This window comes from Woronichinia naegeliana WA131, assembly GCA_025370055.1.
Classification (GTDB): Bacteria; Cyanobacteriota; Cyanobacteriia; order Cyanobacteriales; family Microcystaceae; genus Woronichinia; species Woronichinia naegeliana.
In genome coordinates this window covers 4,473,837-4,490,371 of sequence record CP073041.1, presented here as the reverse complement: position 1 = coordinate 4,490,371, position 16,535 = coordinate 4,473,837, and the positions used below count along the sequence as shown (strand labels likewise).

The following is a 16,535-nucleotide window of genomic DNA, read 5'->3' as shown; positions in this document are numbered from 1 at the left end:
GTGGTCTTTTGACTTTTCAAACATCTTCTTAGCCACTAACTTAATTCGAGATTTACGAACAAATTCTAGGAAATATGGGATTGAAGATGACAAAGCAGCCAATTAGCGGCCGTAGCACGACGGGTTTGACGGGGGCCAAATTCCCCGATTTTATAGCCTTTAAATCCTAATTTTTGCTTTAATAATTGTTTATACTCTGGTGGAATTGAGCGGGTTAGCTTGACCGTCGGAGGACGATTGCCGATAAAGTCTGGGGGTTCAGGATACTCCTCACGCCAATCGGCTGCAACTTGATGATTATCCCAACAATTGTGAACGGTATCGTAGCGATATCCCAAATAATAGGCAACTAAGTGATTAACGGTTTCATCGCTGATAGTTTCGTTAAGAATTGCCCAGATGGTGTCAATATTTAAAGGGGGTAATTGATGGTTCACGGGAAGATTGATTTACCTTAACTTATTTTGATATTTAATTTTGAGCGATATTTTAAAAGGCGATCGCCCTTCAGTGCAACGAGTTACGCTTATTTTAGCAGTTGGTGTCTTGACAACTTCCACCTCTGCGATTTTAATTCGTTTGGCATTATTAGCGGCCAATCGTTCAGGAGTGGGTTTTAGTTTATTTTTGGCAGCTACCCGTTTACTCTTGGCCACACTACTGTTGCTGCCGACCTGGCCACAACTACGGCGATCGCCGGCCTCTCTGCAAGCCTATCTCTGGGCGATCGCGGCGGGAATTTGTCTGGCGGGTCATTTTGCCACTTGGATTAGTTCTTTATCCTTTACCTCTATTGCAGCGTCTGCCACCATTGTCACCACTAACCCCGTCTGGATTGCCCTGCTTTCCTGGTTTTGGTTTCGGGAAAAACCCAGCCGTTTAACTACCCTGGGTATTGCGATCGCTCTGGGGGGTGGAGTGGTTATTGCGATCGGAGAATCAAGCCAGGGAAAACACGGTATTAATCCTTTGCTAGGAGATGGGTTAGCCCTGGTGGGAGCTTGGTTCGCCAGTCTATATCTGCTGTGGGGACGAGAAGCGCAAAAACAAGGATTAACAATTGGCTCCTATATTCTCATTGCCTACGGGAGTGCCGCCCTCTGTCTATTGCCCCTGCCCTTACTTGAAGGAGGAGGCTATGGCAATTATCCCCTCGCGGTTTATGGCTATGTGGGATTAATGGCTCTTTTTCCGCAATTAATCGGCCATACCAGTCTTAACTGGGCCGTTCGTTGGATTTCCCCCACCTTAGTTACCCTGGCTATTTTGTTTGAACCCCTCGGATCAAGTTTATTAGGATGGCTGGTATTTATGGAAATTCCACCTTTGACTGTTATCTGGGGTGGCTTAATCCTATTAGTGGGCGTGGCGATCGCAGTGATTGGCAACCGAAAACCGCCTAATCCCTCCATAACCCTGGATTAAACCAAATCTGCCAAAAGACTTGTTACTTCCGCTTGATGCTGATGGCGGTTATCATCGTAGATCATTAAAGTATTCAAATTGCGATGACGACTTAGTTTCTGAACCTTACGCGCATCACCATTAGTCGCATCAAGGGCGGCAGTGATGGCACTATGTCGAATACGGTGAGGACTAATAATCTTAGAAATGCCTGCGGCTTGGGCCGTATCTCTCACAATGTTATAGATGGCATTGCCACTAAGTCGATGTCCAAAGGTAGCTCGATCTACCGTGCAAAAAAGTGGTTTATCGGGAGCACGATCGCCAATAACCAATAACCAATCATTAATAAAAGTGATCGCCTTAACACTCAAGCGAATCGATTCTTTGCTAAGTCTGCCTTTCCCCTTGATCCATAACTTCATTTCCCTGGGACTGTAATCTTCCAAATCCAGAGAAGAGATCTCAGCCCGCCGCAGAGCATTGTCCCAGAGAAGTCGAAGAATGGCTAAATCCCGTTTACCCTTGAGGGAATCCCTTTTCACCTGCTCCGCAATCCGTTTAAAGCCATCGGGACTCACCCCACTCGTATCTCGATAAGTCTCAACCTGTAAGCTCTCCACATCTTCTAGGGTATAGTCACACTTCCCCACTTTACGGGCATAATTCACTAGGCTTTTAACGGCTGACAAGCGAACATTAACTGTTGCTGGCGTTAAACCTCGTTCTAATAAACCAGCCCGATAGCGTAATAATAGGGCGATCGCGTCAAAGCGTCCCAGGGTTAAGAACCAGGCAATCCGTTCTGGCGAAGGTTCATCCTGGGTCATGGTGACAAAAAAATCCCGCAATCCCTTGGCATAAGTCCGGCGAGTATTCGGCGATCGCTTATCTCGTAATAACTCCTCCAACAGGTTTTGATCGAGGAGAGCGATGGGAACTGGAAAATTAGCAGAAGTCATGGGGAAAGTACAGCGTTAATGGTGATTATCGTACGGCTTAATCCTTAAAGTGCTCAATTTTTCGGCGATCTTGTTTGAGACGATTTGGCAGGGTGACAGAGGAGAAACCAGAAGTGACAAAATAGTGCCTTTGTCTTATTTGGGAGATCGCTTAAGCTGTTCACTATCTCAAACGCATATAGACAAGGGGCTTAAGCCCATTGTTATACTCTGAACGGGTTGGAGCTTAACTTTTTGAAAATGCCTAAAATCTTTATCAGATGAGGATTTCAGCCCTTTTGTCGAGAAGTCCATTTCTTAGCCGTTTAGAGTATACAAGGCTTTCAGGACAAGCCACTATTCTTCTGGTGCAAAATCACTTTTAGATACCCCACAAACTGGACAAGTCCAATCTTCCGGCAGGTCTTCAAAGGCTGTGCCTGGAGCGATCCCAGTATCAGGATCGCCTTCTTCCGGATCATATACATGGTTACAGACGGAACAAACATATTTTTGCATTGGGAGATTCTCTCCTGAGTATTGGTGAGTTTGGTTACAACTGACCCGAATGTTTTTATAATATAGACAAATCCTCCAAAATTGAGAGACAGCTATGAATCCCATTGGTTTAATTGTGACCTGGTTTGTTACTTCTGTAAGTTTATTTATTATTTCTAAGCTACCGACCGGAGTTGAAATCGACAGTTTTCAGAAAGCCATGATTTCATCCCTGGTTTTTGGATTGCTCAACGTCTTTGTTCGTCCTGTCTTGGCTTTTTTCTCTTTTCCGATCACCTTTTTAACTTTTGGTCTATTTTCCGTTGTTATCAACGCAGCTATTTTTGGTTTAGCGGCTATGTTAGTGGACGGCTTTTCTTTAAAGTGGGGTTTTTGGAGTGCTTTGATGGGAGCTATTTTATTGGGTTTTATCAATTCATTGATTTTTCGTCTGTTCTAAATTGTTTGTTTGCTCAAGCAGTTTAATAGAAGATGGAATATAGGGCAACCGCACACAATTCTTAACAATGAACAAAAGCTAGACAGTGCAGATGTTTAAGGCAGAGCACTGATTTCTCGTGCCTCGGATTTCGTTAAAAGGAATTTGAGGATGTTAATTTTTAAATTGTTCAGATAAGCGATTTACGGCTTCTCCCATAATTACTAATTGGTATAATGCTGAAGATTGTGTCTTTTCATCATTAATGAATTCTTGTTTATTCATATTTTGAGTAAAATTAAGAACCTGATTGAGAGCAAGATAAAAGTCTAAAATAATCTCCGAATTATTTAGGATATTCTGGCATGGAACCAAAGACGGATAATTCAGTGATTTTGTGTTGTTGGCAAAATTCACGAAGGATTGGGAAGGAGATTCCTAAGCGTTTTTGGATACGTTGTTTGTTTTTAATAATCATCATATTGTTTACTTCAACTTTGAGAATAAAAAATAGGGCGATCGCCATTCAGTTAATAGTAGTTAATGATCGCGTTAGGAATAAAATCCTTCGTGTTTTGGGCTACTAATCTTTTTGAAGGTATTGTATTTAACAAATAATATTCCTAAACTAAAGATAATCGTCGAATACGGATACGTTTAGAGTTAACTGATAAAGCGGCTCCTTGTTTTAACTCTATTTCACATTCACGAAGAATCGTTATCAATAAATTCGTTAGGGCTTGGGCGCGAAGTTTTTCTATGCGAATACGAATGACGGAGGGAGAAATTGCATTTGTTAGGGCTAATAATCCATGAAAATCAGCGTCTAAGGTGACAACAATACGACCTAAGTTTTTAGCTTTTTCTAAAATGTCTTGATCTTCTGCGGCAGACATTCCAAGATCGGCAACATGAATACTGTCAATGCCTCTTTGACTAAGTAATGGGGCCGCAGAACGCGGTAAACCTTGATCAAGCAACAGTTTCATAGGTGGGAGATAGTTCGATAATGCGATCTTCTAAACAAGCGGAAACATAGGTTAGGGCTTGTTGAATATCTTCTTCCTCTAATTCGGGAAATTCTTGGTAAAGTTCATTACGGTTAGGATAGGTTGCTAATAGCTCTAGCACTCTCCGAACGGTTAAACGTTGTCCTCGAATGCAGGGCTGGCCGTTCATTTGATTGGGGTTAATGGTGATGCGATCAAGTTTCATTTTGATTGTTTAATTGAATGTTGAGGATAAAAAATAGGGCGATCGCCATTCAGTTAATAATCGCGCTAGGCATAAAATTCTTCGTATTTTTTGTGGCTACCAATCCAAAACCAAGTCACTGTATCTTTTTCGAGGATACCTAATGCCCGATAATTTAGACTAATTCTGACAGACCAGATATTTTCTTCTCGATTAATACATTTAAAATGTAAAGAAGAATGAAATGGGTTGTCACGCCATAAATAATAGGTTTTTCTAGTGCGTTGTTTAGTTTGGTTATCTAGTAATTTATAGGTTTCCCAGAATGAAGGTAAGGTTGCCGATTTCATAGTTTTTCGTAATTCATCGGTTGAGATTTACCTTGAGCAATTTCCTGTTTAGCTTGTTTGGCGGCTTTGATTAAATTATTTTGGGTTTTGCTAACCAGGTTATCCCACTCTAGTTCATTTTGAAGACTAGCAATATATTCTCGAAGATGTTCAATAAGTTGGGTTTGGGCTGTCTCTGGGAGAGATTCGATCATTTTAGTAACGGTAGCAATATTTTCGGAGGACATAGGTTAAATTAAGATGTTTGATGACAAGAATTTAAGGGGATAATTCGCGGCGATCGCGCTTTGTTTAATTCAATTATAATGACCACCTATGGCAAAAATATAAACATATTTATCATCAAATTTATAAATTAAGCGATCTTTTTGAGACAGTCTTCTTGACCACAAGCCTGATAAGTTATGTTTTAAGGGTTCAGGTTTACCTGTTCCTTTGGCGGGATCGTCTCTCAGCATTTCTTTGATGAGTTTACAAAGGTTTTTATGCAGAATTTTGTCTTTCTGTCTGAGTTCTTCGTAAATTTCCCAAGTGTTACCTTCAAATACTAAGTATCTCATTGAGTTCTTCCTGGTTAGGAGAGTAGCCTTGGTTTTGGGTATGGGTAGCCATTGAATAGGCAATTTGTTGCATTAAATTACTATTTTGTAAAACCAATAGGGTTTCTTGTTGTTGTTCCCAATCTTCGGCACTAATAACGATAAAGTCTTGGCCATCTTGATTGGTAATTTTAATTGGAATATGTTGATTGATGACTTGTTTGATAAGATCTTGGAGATCGTTTTTAAATTGATTGATGGTGATGGAGTTCACGATTTTGCCCTCATGATAATTAACGGTGATGTTATAGAAACATATTTGGGTGTGTAGATTATTGACTACTCACTTTTTCTCTGTTTTGCTGGATGGGAACTAATTCAATTTGTGATTCAGAAACTTCAACGGTATCTTGACAAATTAAGCCTTCTAAGCTGTAGCCATCTTCCAAACTATTGGGCATTGGATAATATTCGACAATTGTGCCGATACTCCCTTTTTTTAGATTAAGTTGAGGAATATTTTGGGTTAGTTGAACTTGAGAAAATAGAGGGAATTTCATTGTTCAAGCCTTGTCATCCTCAAGGTGTTCTAAAATGTTGGCTCTTAAATTAGCTTTGCTGATTTGTTTAAAATTGGGTTTCATCTGGGTTTACACTCCTTGATCAGAGGGTAATGAGATTAGAAAAGAGAGATTTTGGTGCGTGAGACGTACCCTAGTACTAAAGAATCAGTTGAGTTTATCAAAAGAAATTTCTCCGTTGGCAAACTTTTTTTGAAGATGTGTCTTGCAAGTATCCGAAAATTTCATTCTTCTAGTTAAATCTTCAACGCTATTGTAGGGTCTGCCCTTGATAAGTTTATTGAAAGTATTAATTGAAGAAATTTTAGTTCCCTTGAAAATAGCTTTTAGCTCATCAAGTTCAGCTAAATTGATATTAATAACTTCAGAATTATTAATTGTCTTAGAGGTATTTGGGGGAGGGGGAGGGGGACTGAAAATCTTTTCAATTTTGATAAATTTAATATGTTTTAATTCAAGTTTGCCTAGTTGAAGTTCTGTACAAGAAGGAGAAAATATCAACGCAAGATCAGGATGAGTTCTTAATGGTTTAAAATCAAAATCTTTTAACCACTGGCTAAATGTATTAATGTGTTCTTTAATTAATGCGTAATTCTTAGCCTCTCCATAAGCTTTTGCCATTAAATCATCCCCCTTATATAATTCCGCATAACAATCTAACGAATGTTTGCTTTCGTTTTTATACAAGAGATTGGTGTTACTCTGAGCGATTAAAATAGAATAGCCATTCTTGCCCTTCCATTTCTGCCATTTTGTATGGCCATGATGTCCTGAAAGACCTTCTTGACAATCTGACTGTAAGGTAAAGTTATCACCAATAAATTGAGACCATTGTTTTTTGATATTGTCTTCAAAAATTCGACGTGCTTTGTTTTCATATTGATTAAAATTCTTATCATAAACATCAAAATAATTTTCATGGACTTCAATAATTCTTTCTGCAAAACTGTTACAAAATTCACCAAGACTATTGTAATGCTTGGTTGCCTCCAACTGTATTTTTTTAATTTCTTGCCAAGCAGTGCTAAAGTCTTGACAGCCATTATAAGCATCGTAAATTCGTTCCTCAATTTTAGATTTTATTTTTTCACACTCATCTTTACGAAAACTAATAAGATTTATAATAGAAGGAACAACTCTTCTGGATAAACCTTTATCTGGGCTTATAAAATCATTCATAAACCTACTATTACCAGCTATGTAAACCATTATAGGTAAACCTTTATCTTTACCTTCATTGATAAGCTCTCTCATGATAACTCTAAAATCTTGTAGATATTGGGGACTTGAATCTAAAGAGTCTAGTTCGTCTATTAAATAAACAAAAGTTGCAGAGGAATCATTTTCTTTAAAATTGTGTAAATTCAAGAAAAAACGATCTTGAAAATTATCCTTCTTTTCAGAAAGATAGTTAATTAGTTGCTCACAATATCCCAAATAATCATCAGTCTTTCCACTCAAACTAAACGCTTTTTCATCACCTATGATCTTCTTTAATGACTTTTCAGCGATTAGTTTAATATCTTCAGATAATACTTCATTATCTTTTCTCATTATTTCCCAAAAAGTCTGAGTTAAAGCATAAATAAAAAATTTAACACTAAAACTCTCTACGCCTGCTTGTGAAAGCAACTTTCCACATCGGAATTTAACAATAATTGCAGATTTTCTATATTCCGATTGTGCATCTATCAGTTGACACAAGTAACTCTGAATTGTTGTTTTTCCACTACCTGGCTTCGCGGCAATGAATCTAAAAGCAAACTCTCTTCTCTCGAAAGAATACTGTAAGTCGTCCCTAAGAAGCTCAGTCACATTTGATGCGGACTTGCCTGACAAGGTCTTTGCAATGCAAAATAATCCTTCTGATTTAATTAATAATCCTTCTGATTCATCTGATTTAGGAGGATGTTTAATCTCACGTTCGACCCATATTTCTTCAATAAAATCAAGTCCACGTTTTACACGCTCAAGGAATTTTCTGAATTCTTCTTTTTTAGATGTATTTTCAGCCATTTTTATTCCACCCATTGGATAAGTTTATCTTCTTTATCTTGAGTAATAGAAATTTCTCCCCTATTATTCAACATATCAAAATGCAGATCGAATTCTTGAAGAGAGAGATTATTTTCCGTGATAAATTTTTGAGTTAAATCCTTTTTAAAGATAACAATTATTCCTTGTGATGATTGTCTTGCCCATTGTTGAAAATAAAGTTGTTTGAACTTTTCTCTAAATTCTTCATAGTCCATTGTTTGATTGGAGTTAGCTAAAACAGCATATTTGATACAACGCTGAAGAGCGTTTAAAACCTTATAACCTTTAGAAGAAACAAATTGATAATCTGTATTGGCTAAATAATTTACTAAAACAGTTTTTCCCTCTTTAGTTAAAGAAAAACGACCGACTTTACTTGTTAAGTTGCCTCTTAAATCAGTCGGTATAATAAGTTTTTGATCTACCAAATCACTATAAATTTCATCAGATTTTTCCTTGTATTCACTTGGAAGATGAGATTTTACATCTCCTTTAGTAACGCTATAGTTGTAAATCTCATTAGATTTTTCCTTATATTCACTTTGAGAATCAGATTTTACTTTTTCTGAATAAGCTTCAGCATAAAGCAGATACAACATTTTACCGACAGACAGATTAATCATAATTTTATACCTAAAATAATTCGTTATCTAAGTGCGACTGCCGATGTGGTAGTGCGATCTCGGTATAAGTAAAACACCTCATCATCACAGTTCTGTAAAACAGAAGCCCATAACCATTGACAAGCGATCGCATTAAACTTAGATTCAATCATAGAAAACCTCTATTTAGCTTGATTTTGCCCAACATATTCCATAACAGCCTGTTCAATCTCTTCAGGAGAAAGAGAACTCGGATAACTCTGACCAGAAGAACTAGACTTCAAAGCATCAACATAGAGATAGAAAGCCTCCTTATCGTTAGGATGGCCGATCACATACTCACGCAACTTCTCCTTACTCATTGTACCTAAATCAGATTCCATTTTTACGTCGAACAGATAGGTGAAAATCTAGTATTCGTTTACCTTATCAGCTAAATAACCAGAAAAGCGATCGCGGGTTAGTGGTTTTGTGTTTTGAGCAGAAAGGTAATCCAAGCCCCAATCAATCCCCCAACAATAGTTAAACCAATTTGTTTCCAGTTTTTGAGTTCTCCCACTTTTTCTGCAAGGTCTGGAATCTTTTGGATAGAAGGACTTTGAGTCTGTAGAGTAGCTTCTATTTTGCCGACACTTAACTTAAGGTCAACAATTTGGGTTTGGATATTCGTAAGGATGTCCTTAATTTCTTTGATGTCGGTGTCGGTTGCTGTTGCCATCGCCTAAACTTCCTTTCGTTGTAAGTTTCTCCTGTATAGGGAGAGTTAGCTGTACTTCCTTCTAGGATAATTGATTTGAGATGACAATGATAGCCCTAAATTTAGCCAAGCGTTAGAAATCTTTGCAAGGGGCGATCTCCGCTCTTCTCGGTTTCATTACTGACAAGCGATCACATCAAACTTAGATATAGTAGGATGCGCTAATAGGATGTAACCCCCCTTTTCAAAAAAGGAAAATCCTTAAGATCATCAATCGTTTGAGGAGCAGAATAAATTTCCCCTGGCTCTGCTAATGCGCGATCTATATAAACCTGAAACGCCTCATCATCATCACGGTTTTGCAAAATATAAGTCCGTAACTCTTGACGAGACATCGCTTCAAACTTAGACTTCATTATAAATACCTCCATTTACCATTAGGAAAGATCACGATTTCACTCTCTTCGCCCGCCCAAAGAAAAACATCTTTGGTTCTTTCATCAATGCGAATCAGGTAAATCGGCAAATATAGCTTGGTTAACTAATAGGTCAGAATAAAACAAGTTAACTGCTGTGCTGATGTAGGAATAAGACTACCTCCCAGAGAAATTATAGACGAAAGTAAACTAGATTAGCAAATACAGAGAATTTAGTCCTAGTTTACCCTAACTACCCCAATCTGTGGCGTGTTTCTCACATTTTCCTCGAAAACTGCTAACTAGTCATTTTTGGCTTAAAAATATTATCCAATTATTCTTTTTTTATCTCAGATGTGATGGGAAAAACCTCGAATCGCCTCCTAATAAACGAAACTGTTTTAAAATAAGCTTAATCTCTGACCAGTACTTTTTCCTGCTCTATGACAACTTTAAGTAATTTTCAAGTTTGTAATCAAGATCTGTCTGCTGACCTTCTGAACCACTTTTCGACGGTTAACGCGATCGCTGTCGATACGGAAACAATGGGGCTAATTCCCCAGCGCGATCGCCTTTGTCTGGTGCAACTCTGTGATCCCAATGGTTCTGTTGTCGCGATTCGGATCAGCAAGGGACAGACCGAAGCACCGAACCTTAAGCAATTGATGGAAAACGAACAAATTGTCAAAGTCTTTCATTTTGCCCGCTTTGATGTGGCTCAGTTAAATTACACCTTTGGCATTAAAACCCATCCGATTTTTTGTACCAAAATTGCCAGCAAATTAGTTCGCACCTATACCTCTAGTCATGGGCTGAAAAGCCTAGTACAAGAATTGGCGAAAGTTGAACTCGATAAAACGTCCCAAAGTTCAGATTGGGGCAATTCCCAAAACCTGTCCATCTCTCAGTTAAGCTATGCTGCCAATGATGTGCGTTATTTAATCAGTATGAAAGATAAATTAATCGAGATGTTAGTCAGGGAAGAGCGGTTAGGATTAGCACAGCGTTGTTTTGAATGTATTCCGGTTTTTGTCTCTCTTGATCTGGAGCTTTTTAGTAATATTTTTGAACACTAAGCTACTTAATAGGGAAAGCAAACTATTTACCAATGCAAAAACGGCTAAAAATCCGATCTAAAACGGATTCTGTCACCTCTTCGCCGGTAATATTGCCTAGACATTGAATGGCAGTTCTGAGATCGATTGTCCAAAAATCTAGCGGTAATTGTTGGCAAATCGTTGCTTGTACTTGTTCTAATGCCTGTTTCGTTTCGATCAGGGCTGCGGCTTGACGTTGATTGATCGCAAAATCGAGATTGGCTGCTATTAATTTGCCCTGTTGGATAATGGCTAAAATGGCATTTTCTAGGGCATCAATCCCTTGCTGTTGGGCGGCAACAGTCGGCACAATTTGTTGAATCGTTTCTGGATAATGAACCGTTTGCGGATTGGCTAAATCCACTTTATTAATAATCAAAATAACCGGCAGATGTTTGACCTGTTGATAAATTTCCTCATCCTCTTTTGTCCAACCTGTTATGGCCTCTAGGGTCAGTAAAATTAAATCGGCCTGTTGGGCTGCCTGGCGCGATCGCTGTACACCAATTTTTTCCACTGTATCCGTTGTTTCCCGAATCCCCGCCGTATCTAACACCTGAATCGGAATACCGCCTACCACTAATTGGGATTCCACTACATCACGGGTCGTACCAGGTAAATCGGTGACAATGGCGCGATCGCTGCGACTCCAGGCATTGAGCAAACTAGACTTGCCCACATTGGGACGGCCAACAATGGCCACTTTTAAGCCGGTTCGTAATAATTCACCCCGATCCGCCGTCGCTAAAATTTGGGACACAGAGGCGAGTACTTGCTCTAACTGGCATTGAATTTGTCCGAGATCCAGGGGCGGTAAATCCTCTTCAAAATCCACTCTTGCTTCCACTTCGGCCAAAATATCTAAACATTGCGATCGCAACTGACGAATGGGAGAAGCTAACTTACCTTGCAAACCGGCCAGGGCCATTTGGGCCGCCTGGGGAGATTGGGCCCCGACTAATTCACTTACACTTTCTGCTTGAGTTAGATCTAAACGACCGTTCAGAAAAGCCCTCAGCGTAAATTCTCCTGGTTCGGCTAATCTGGCCCCCTGTTCTAGACAAGCCTGTAAAACTTGTTGTACGGGTATAATGCCACCATGACAGTGAAATTCCACCACATCTTCCCTCGTATAGGAACGGGGAGCCAACATCAATAGCAAAAGAGCTTCATCGATAATTTGTCCATTGTGAGGATGACGGATATAGCCATACAAAATACGGTGACTTTCCCAAGTGGGTTTCCCCGCAGCCTGAAAGAGTTTTTGGGCAATCATCACCGCCTGAGTTCCCGATAGACGCACAATGCCAATACTTCCCTGTTGCGGCACAATGGCAGTGGCGATCGCGGCGATGGTATCTACAAAGGACATTGAGTCGTTCAAAATTAGTGTTTCACTATTTTAGAGAAAACTCCCAGAATTATATTGAGCCATACGAAAGAACTCAAAAAGACAACTTGCTCTAATTTCCTCTTGAATTATTAAATAACTAATTGGTTCTCCACTCCTTAAGCCTAAAATAATCCAACTGACTAAAAACCTTATCAGGCAAGCTTTCTATCATTTATTTTTATCTAAAATCAGGGCAAACGGCGATCGCCTAAAGTGGAAATGAGAGGCGATTATGTTACAGAATTTAAAGTTGTGAGTATTTTTAGCAATAGAAACTCTTCTCTAGGGTAAACTAGCCCTTAATCCTGACTTTAATATTCTACTGTACGGAGAACCCTCGGTTAAGGAGCCGATACTCAATGTCACACCGCGTAAACATCTATGATACCTGCATCGGTTGCACCCAATGCGTTCGGGCTTGTCCTCTAGACGTTCTGGAGATGGTTCCCTGGGATGGTTGTAAAGCTGCTCAGATCGCTTCCTCTCCTCGTACCGAAGACTGTGTTGGTTGCAAACGTTGTGAAACGGCTTGTCCCACCGATTTCTTAAGCATCCGCGTCTATTTAGGCGCAGAAACAACCCGTAGTATGGGTCTTGCTTACTAAAATCCCTGGATTAAGTCAGTTATTATCCAAAACCCAATTTAGATACGCTTTGATCAAAGAAGAGGGGGAGACAGTTTTTTGTCTCCTCTTTTTCGTTCTGAAAGAAATTGGTTCCGAACTTTAAGTGCTGTTTCGCGGCAAAATGTTTGTAGGATAGAGAAGTTAAGCCTCTCGATTCAGGGAGACTCGTTCTCTTCCCTACATTTTATTGATCTATGACCTACCTTATTGCTGTTGTTGCTGACCGTATTCAAGCTGAGGAAGCCTATACAGCCCTAGAAAGCGCAGGCATTAACCAACAACAAATGACGATTGTGGGTCGGGGCTATAGTTCAGCCGAAACTTTTGCGTTTATTGATCCTCAGAGACAGTCCAAAAAGCGAGCAATTTTTATGGCCTATTGGTTAGTCCCCTTTGGCTTTGTTGCGGGTTTTAGTTTTAATTTAATTACGGGTTTGCATACCCTTGATTGGGCGGGAGAACCAGGCAATCATATTGTGGGTGGACTGTTAGGAATGGTGGGCGGCGCAATGGGGAGTATTTTTGTCGGTGGAGGTATCGGCTTGAGTTTTGGCGGACGAGAAGGAACTCCCTATCGTGATTATCTCAATCAGGGCAAGTATCTGGTCATCGTGCAGGGTTCAGACGCACTGAGAACAAAAGCGAATCGGATTTTAGGTGCTCTCAATCCTGAAGATTTACAGTCCTATAACGATTTGAATGAGGAATATAGCTACAGCTAAACAGCAACTTTGAGGATTAGGTGATGTTACCCAGAGAGGAATTGTTAAAAGGGGTCGAGAACCGAGAAGAAATGGCGCGAATTATTGACCAGGCGGAACAATCCCTACGAACCTGGGAAGTGGTCGTCACAGATTTTCTATCGCCTCGTGTTTTAGCAGAAGTGCAATCGCGTTTTAGTCGTTTAACGGAATTGGTTTTTATTAGTTGGGGCGGTTATCCTCAAGCAGAACGTCAACGCCTAGCGATCGCCCGTGCGGAAATCCCCTTGGATCTGTCCCAGGTTGACCTGGCGGCTCTGGATATTGCTGGCAATTTTCTCTTTGATACAGCTAGTCATCGAGATTTTTTAGGCGCGATTTTAGGAACTGGCATTGTGCGCGAAAAAGTGGGTGATATTCTTCCCCTCGGCGATCGCGGGGCCCAGGCCATTGTGGTTCCTGAATTGGTGGAGTTTTTACAAACAGCCTTGGTGCAAGTGCGCTCTGTTCCGGTTAAAACCCAGCCCCTAGATCTCAGTGAGTTAAAAATTCGTCCACCGCAGAAAAAGGAATTAACCACCGTCGAAGCGTCTTTACGATTAGATGCGATCGCCTCAGCCGGATTTGGAGTGTCACGTAGTAAAATGGCGGAAGTGATTAGTGGGGGAAACGTACAGGTTAACTGGAAAGAAATTACCCAAACTAGCCATAATGTTCAATCTGGTGATCTGATTACCTATCGAGGGAAAGGTCGTTTGGAAGTGGGAGAAATTGTCGTCACCAAAAAAGAAAGATATCGAGTGCAATTAACCAGATATCTCTAAGCATTTTCAAAAAAAGTATTACAAAAGTATGAGCGGCGATCGCGATCAAGCATGTAGTACGAGACTGTGCCACATTAGTGCAGTTCTCTTTGCAGGAATCTAAATATTCTCAAATTTATCCCACTGCTTTTTTTGGGTATTTTAAACTATTCTTGTAGTGCTTTATAGTTATTCGAGCTATGGCATCTTCGTATTTTTGGGTTAAAATCAGGGGATTATTCCAGGACAATCTTTAAATATGCCCAACCATTTGCTCTATATCATTATGGATAGCTGTCGGTTTGATAGCTATCAGGCCGCTAAAACGCCAAATATAGACTCAATCGGAACCGTTGAGTGTCGTTATAGCTATGCTTCCTGGACATCCCCCTCCCATTACACCATGCTGATGGGTATGATACCCCACACCAGTCCTCAGAATGTTTTTGCCTCTGAAGTCTATAAACAGGAATTCGTTAAATGGGTAGATCGCCTCGGCATTCCCAATCTCTCTTTCAAAACTTTTGTGCCTGAACTCTCTCTAGCAAAAGTTTGCAAGAATTTGGGCTATCGGACAGTGGCAAGAGTCTCTATGCCTGTTCTCAATCAGTTTACTAATCTGAATAAATACTTTGATGACTACGCTCTGATGCCCAATCATAATGACTTTGCTTCGATGGTGGAGGAAATTGATTTTGACGGCGATAGTCCCTACTTTTACTTTCTCAACTTAGGAGAAACCCACTACCCCTATATGCTTTCAGAAGAAAATTTGCCAAGAATCTCTGGTGTTCATGGTGTTTTCAAGAAGATGGATCAGTTTATTGAGGATTCTAACGAACCAATCGAGGAAGAGGCAGAGGAAGAACAAAGTTTTTTCTCTAAACAAGAAATGCAACGCTTACACACTCAACAGATATCCTGTGTAGAATACATTGATGGTTTATTGGGAAAATTGTTAGAAAAATGTCCAGAGAACACTCACATTATTGTCACAGCCGATCATGGTGAGTTATTTGGTGAAGATAATTATTTTGGCCACGGCCCCATCATGCACAAGAAATGTTTTGAGATCCCTTTTGTAGAAGGAATAAAACCTTAATTTTAATGGAATCCAGGGAGTTTTATGACCTATGGCTGATTTTGTTCCTCGTGTTAAAAAGGATAACCAAGCTCCGTCCTCAGGAAGATCAAAGCAGGGTCTAAGACTTCTTGGCAAAAAGTCTTCGGATATTTTTAAAAGAGGTATCCAGTTGATGGAGCAAAAAAGATATGATCAGGCCTTGGAAGCTTTTGATGAAGCTCTTCTTAAGGATCCAACCTCTAAAGGTGCTCATGTTTGCATTGCGGGAATACTTTTTTCTCGAAAACGCTACGATGAAGCCTTACGCCATGCAGAGGAAGTTATTCGGCTAGATCCGTTTATGCCTCAAGCCTTTACTTTGGCTGGCAAAATATGTTTGGCGAATCAGGAATGGGGCAAAGCATCAGACTATTTCCAAGACTTGATTCGCATTGATCCTAAGTCAACGGCTGGTTATCTGGGGTTAGGGAATCTGTTGCTTAAGTTAAATCGGTATGATGAAGCGATCGCTTACTTCCGTCAGGCCATTGATCTAGATCCCTATCAAACAGAAAGTTATCTTTTGATTGCCCGTGCCTATAAAAATCAAGGTAACATTGCCTACGCTAGTACTGTGCTTAAAAATTTAATTGAATTTGCACCAGACAAGGCACCAGCCTATGTTCAACTAGGTAGTATTTATCTTGAAAAAGGGAAATTCTATGATGCCAAGGATAATTTTGAAAAAACCCTGAGTTTTCGAGATATTGATGAACGATCAGAAGTTTTGGCAAAGTTTGGATTAGCAGAAGCTTTAGTCACCTTAAACCTAGATCTAAAAAAAGCAGAAAAGCTCCTTAAAAATCTACCGAACACGGATGATATCCAATGGAAAAAGTATAAACTTTTAGGGGATCTATACACTAAACAAAAAAGGTTTGAAGAAGCGAGTAACGCCTATGAGCTTACCCTCACCTATGCCAAAGCTAAAACATTATTAAATAATAAACAAGCAAACTTGAAGGACGGAGCTTCTAATTGGCAAGAAAGTGCTCAAATCTACAAAAAGGAAATTGACACTCTTATCTCTTCTTAGTTTTTAAAGTCTATTTCCTAGTATTATTTTCAATGACCCGTATTATTTGAAATAGGAG

The 16,535-nt window shown here is 39.8% G+C and carries 24 protein-coding genes; 8 read left to right on the top strand and 16 right to left on the bottom strand.

All coding sequences use genetic code 11. From position 1 onward, the window contains the following. Positions 1-65: 65 nt before the first annotated feature. Positions 66-449 carry a DUF1823 family protein gene (locus tag KA717_22715; GenBank protein UXE64754.1) on the bottom strand — a complete coding sequence of 128 codons (384 nt, stop codon included), beginning with the start codon at positions 447-449 and terminating at the stop codon, positions 66-68. 97 nt (positions 450-546) lie between these two features. Between KA717_22715 and KA717_22710 the strand changes: the two genes are divergently transcribed. Beyond that, on the top strand, positions 547-1,425 hold the full coding sequence (locus KA717_22710; protein UXE58813.1) for a DMT family transporter: 879 nt from the start codon (positions 547-549) through the stop codon (positions 1,423-1,425). On the opposite strand, the gene KA717_22705 is transcribed toward KA717_22710, so the two are convergent. Both KA717_22705 and KA717_22700 read right to left on the bottom strand, forming a co-directional pair. Further along, a complete protein-coding gene (locus tag KA717_22705) occupies positions 1,422-2,366 on the bottom strand; it encodes a tyrosine-type recombinase/integrase (GenBank protein UXE58812.1) in 945 nt (314 codons plus the stop codon). The genes KA717_22710 and KA717_22705 overlap by 4 nt on opposite strands. A gap of 336 nt (positions 2,367-2,702) precedes the next feature. Next, entirely contained in the window at positions 2,703-2,864 is a 162-nt protein-coding gene (locus tag KA717_22700) for a rubredoxin (GenBank protein UXE58811.1), read from the bottom strand. A 94-nt stretch (positions 2,865-2,958) separates the two neighbouring features. On the opposite strand from KA717_22700, the gene KA717_22695 reads away from it, so the two are divergent. Beyond that, a complete protein-coding gene (locus KA717_22695) occupies positions 2,959-3,303 on the top strand; it encodes a phage holin family protein (protein ID UXE58810.1) in 345 nt (114 codons plus the stop codon). 602 nt (positions 3,304-3,905) lie between these two features. Here KA717_22695 and KA717_22690 read toward each other — a convergent pair. The 12 genes from KA717_22690 to KA717_22635 form a co-directional block, all read right to left on the bottom strand. After that, on the bottom strand, positions 3,906-4,271 hold the full coding sequence (locus KA717_22690; protein ID UXE58809.1) for a DUF5615 family PIN-like protein: 366 nt from the start codon (positions 4,269-4,271) through the stop codon (positions 3,906-3,908). Next, positions 4,255-4,497, bottom strand: coding sequence for a DUF433 domain-containing protein (locus KA717_22685; protein UXE58808.1), 243 nt, complete (start codon positions 4,495-4,497; stop codon positions 4,255-4,257). The genes KA717_22690 and KA717_22685 overlap by 17 nt, the downstream gene beginning before the upstream one ends. Before the next feature lie 65 nt (positions 4,498-4,562). Beyond that, positions 4,563-4,826 (bottom strand): hypothetical protein, encoded by a 264-nt coding sequence (locus KA717_22680; GenBank protein ID UXE58807.1) that lies wholly within the window; start codon positions 4,824-4,826, stop codon positions 4,563-4,565. Further along, the gene (locus tag KA717_22675) at positions 4,823-5,053 is read right to left on the bottom strand and encodes a hypothetical protein (GenBank protein ID UXE58806.1); all 231 of its coding nucleotides are present in this window, start codon (positions 5,051-5,053) and stop codon (positions 4,823-4,825) included. The genes KA717_22680 and KA717_22675 overlap by 4 nt, the downstream gene beginning before the upstream one ends. A gap of 69 nt (positions 5,054-5,122) precedes the next feature. Then, on the bottom strand, positions 5,123-5,386 hold the full coding sequence (locus KA717_22670; GenBank protein UXE58805.1) for a Txe/YoeB family addiction module toxin: 264 nt from the start codon (positions 5,384-5,386) through the stop codon (positions 5,123-5,125). Continuing rightward, on the bottom strand, positions 5,367-5,639 hold the full coding sequence (locus KA717_22665) for a type II toxin-antitoxin system Phd/YefM family antitoxin (protein UXE58804.1): 273 nt from the start codon (positions 5,637-5,639) through the stop codon (positions 5,367-5,369). The genes KA717_22670 and KA717_22665 overlap by 20 nt, the downstream gene beginning before the upstream one ends. Positions 5,640-5,697: 58 nt before the next feature. Continuing rightward, positions 5,698-5,925, bottom strand: coding sequence for a DUF4926 domain-containing protein (locus KA717_22660; protein ID UXE58803.1), 228 nt, complete (start codon positions 5,923-5,925; stop codon positions 5,698-5,700). Between the two features lie 168 nt (positions 5,926-6,093). After that, positions 6,094-7,977: a hypothetical protein gene (locus tag KA717_22655; GenBank protein ID UXE58802.1), complete on the bottom strand. Its 1,884-nt coding sequence runs from the start codon at positions 7,975-7,977 to the stop codon at positions 6,094-6,096. Further along, entirely contained in the window at positions 7,965-8,606 is a 642-nt protein-coding gene (locus KA717_22650; GenBank protein UXE58801.1) for a hypothetical protein, read from the bottom strand. The genes KA717_22655 and KA717_22650 overlap by 13 nt, the downstream gene beginning before the upstream one ends. A gap of 161 nt (positions 8,607-8,767) precedes the next feature. Next, positions 8,768-8,968, bottom strand: coding sequence for a hypothetical protein (locus KA717_22645; GenBank protein UXE58800.1), 201 nt, complete (start codon positions 8,966-8,968; stop codon positions 8,768-8,770). 77 nt (positions 8,969-9,045) lie between these two features. After that, positions 9,046-9,303, bottom strand: a complete 258-nt coding sequence (locus KA717_22640) for a hypothetical protein (GenBank protein UXE58799.1) — start codon at positions 9,301-9,303, stop codon at positions 9,046-9,048. 200 nt (positions 9,304-9,503) lie between these two features. After that, entirely contained in the window at positions 9,504-9,698 is a 195-nt protein-coding gene (locus tag KA717_22635) for a hypothetical protein (GenBank protein UXE58798.1), read from the bottom strand. 443 nt (positions 9,699-10,141) lie between these two features. On the opposite strand from KA717_22635, the gene KA717_22630 reads away from it, so the two are divergent. After that, a complete protein-coding gene (locus KA717_22630; protein UXE58797.1) occupies positions 10,142-10,774 on the top strand; it encodes a ribonuclease H-like domain-containing protein in 633 nt (210 codons plus the stop codon). Between the two features lie 22 nt (positions 10,775-10,796). Here the strand turns inward: KA717_22630 and mnmE are convergent, their stop codons facing one another. Further along, the gene (gene mnmE, locus KA717_22625) at positions 10,797-12,167 is read right to left on the bottom strand and encodes a tRNA uridine-5-carboxymethylaminomethyl(34) synthesis GTPase MnmE (protein ID UXE58796.1); all 1,371 of its coding nucleotides are present in this window, start codon (positions 12,165-12,167) and stop codon (positions 10,797-10,799) included. Positions 12,168-12,547: 380 nt separating this feature from the next. Between mnmE and psaC the strand changes: the two genes are divergently transcribed. The 5 genes from psaC to KA717_22600 all read left to right on the top strand — a co-directional run bounded on the left by psaC (position 12,548) and on the right by KA717_22600 (position 16,477). After that, complete coding sequence (psaC, locus tag KA717_22620; protein UXE58795.1) at positions 12,548-12,793, top strand: photosystem I iron-sulfur center protein PsaC; 246 nt, start codon at positions 12,548-12,550, stop codon at positions 12,791-12,793. 215 nt (positions 12,794-13,008) lie between these two features. Beyond that, positions 13,009-13,536, top strand: coding sequence for a hypothetical protein (locus tag KA717_22615; protein ID UXE58794.1), 528 nt, complete (start codon positions 13,009-13,011; stop codon positions 13,534-13,536). Between the two features lie 23 nt (positions 13,537-13,559). Then, positions 13,560-14,339, top strand: a complete 780-nt coding sequence (locus KA717_22610; protein UXE58793.1) for a photosystem II S4 domain protein — start codon at positions 13,560-13,562, stop codon at positions 14,337-14,339. A gap of 238 nt (positions 14,340-14,577) precedes the next feature. After that, a complete protein-coding gene (locus KA717_22605) occupies positions 14,578-15,420 on the top strand; it encodes a sulfatase-like hydrolase/transferase (protein UXE58792.1) in 843 nt (280 codons plus the stop codon). A gap of 31 nt (positions 15,421-15,451) precedes the next feature. Continuing rightward, on the top strand, positions 15,452-16,477 hold the full coding sequence (locus KA717_22600; GenBank protein UXE58791.1) for a tetratricopeptide repeat protein: 1,026 nt from the start codon (positions 15,452-15,454) through the stop codon (positions 16,475-16,477). The last annotated feature ends 58 nt before the right edge of the window (positions 16,478-16,535 follow it).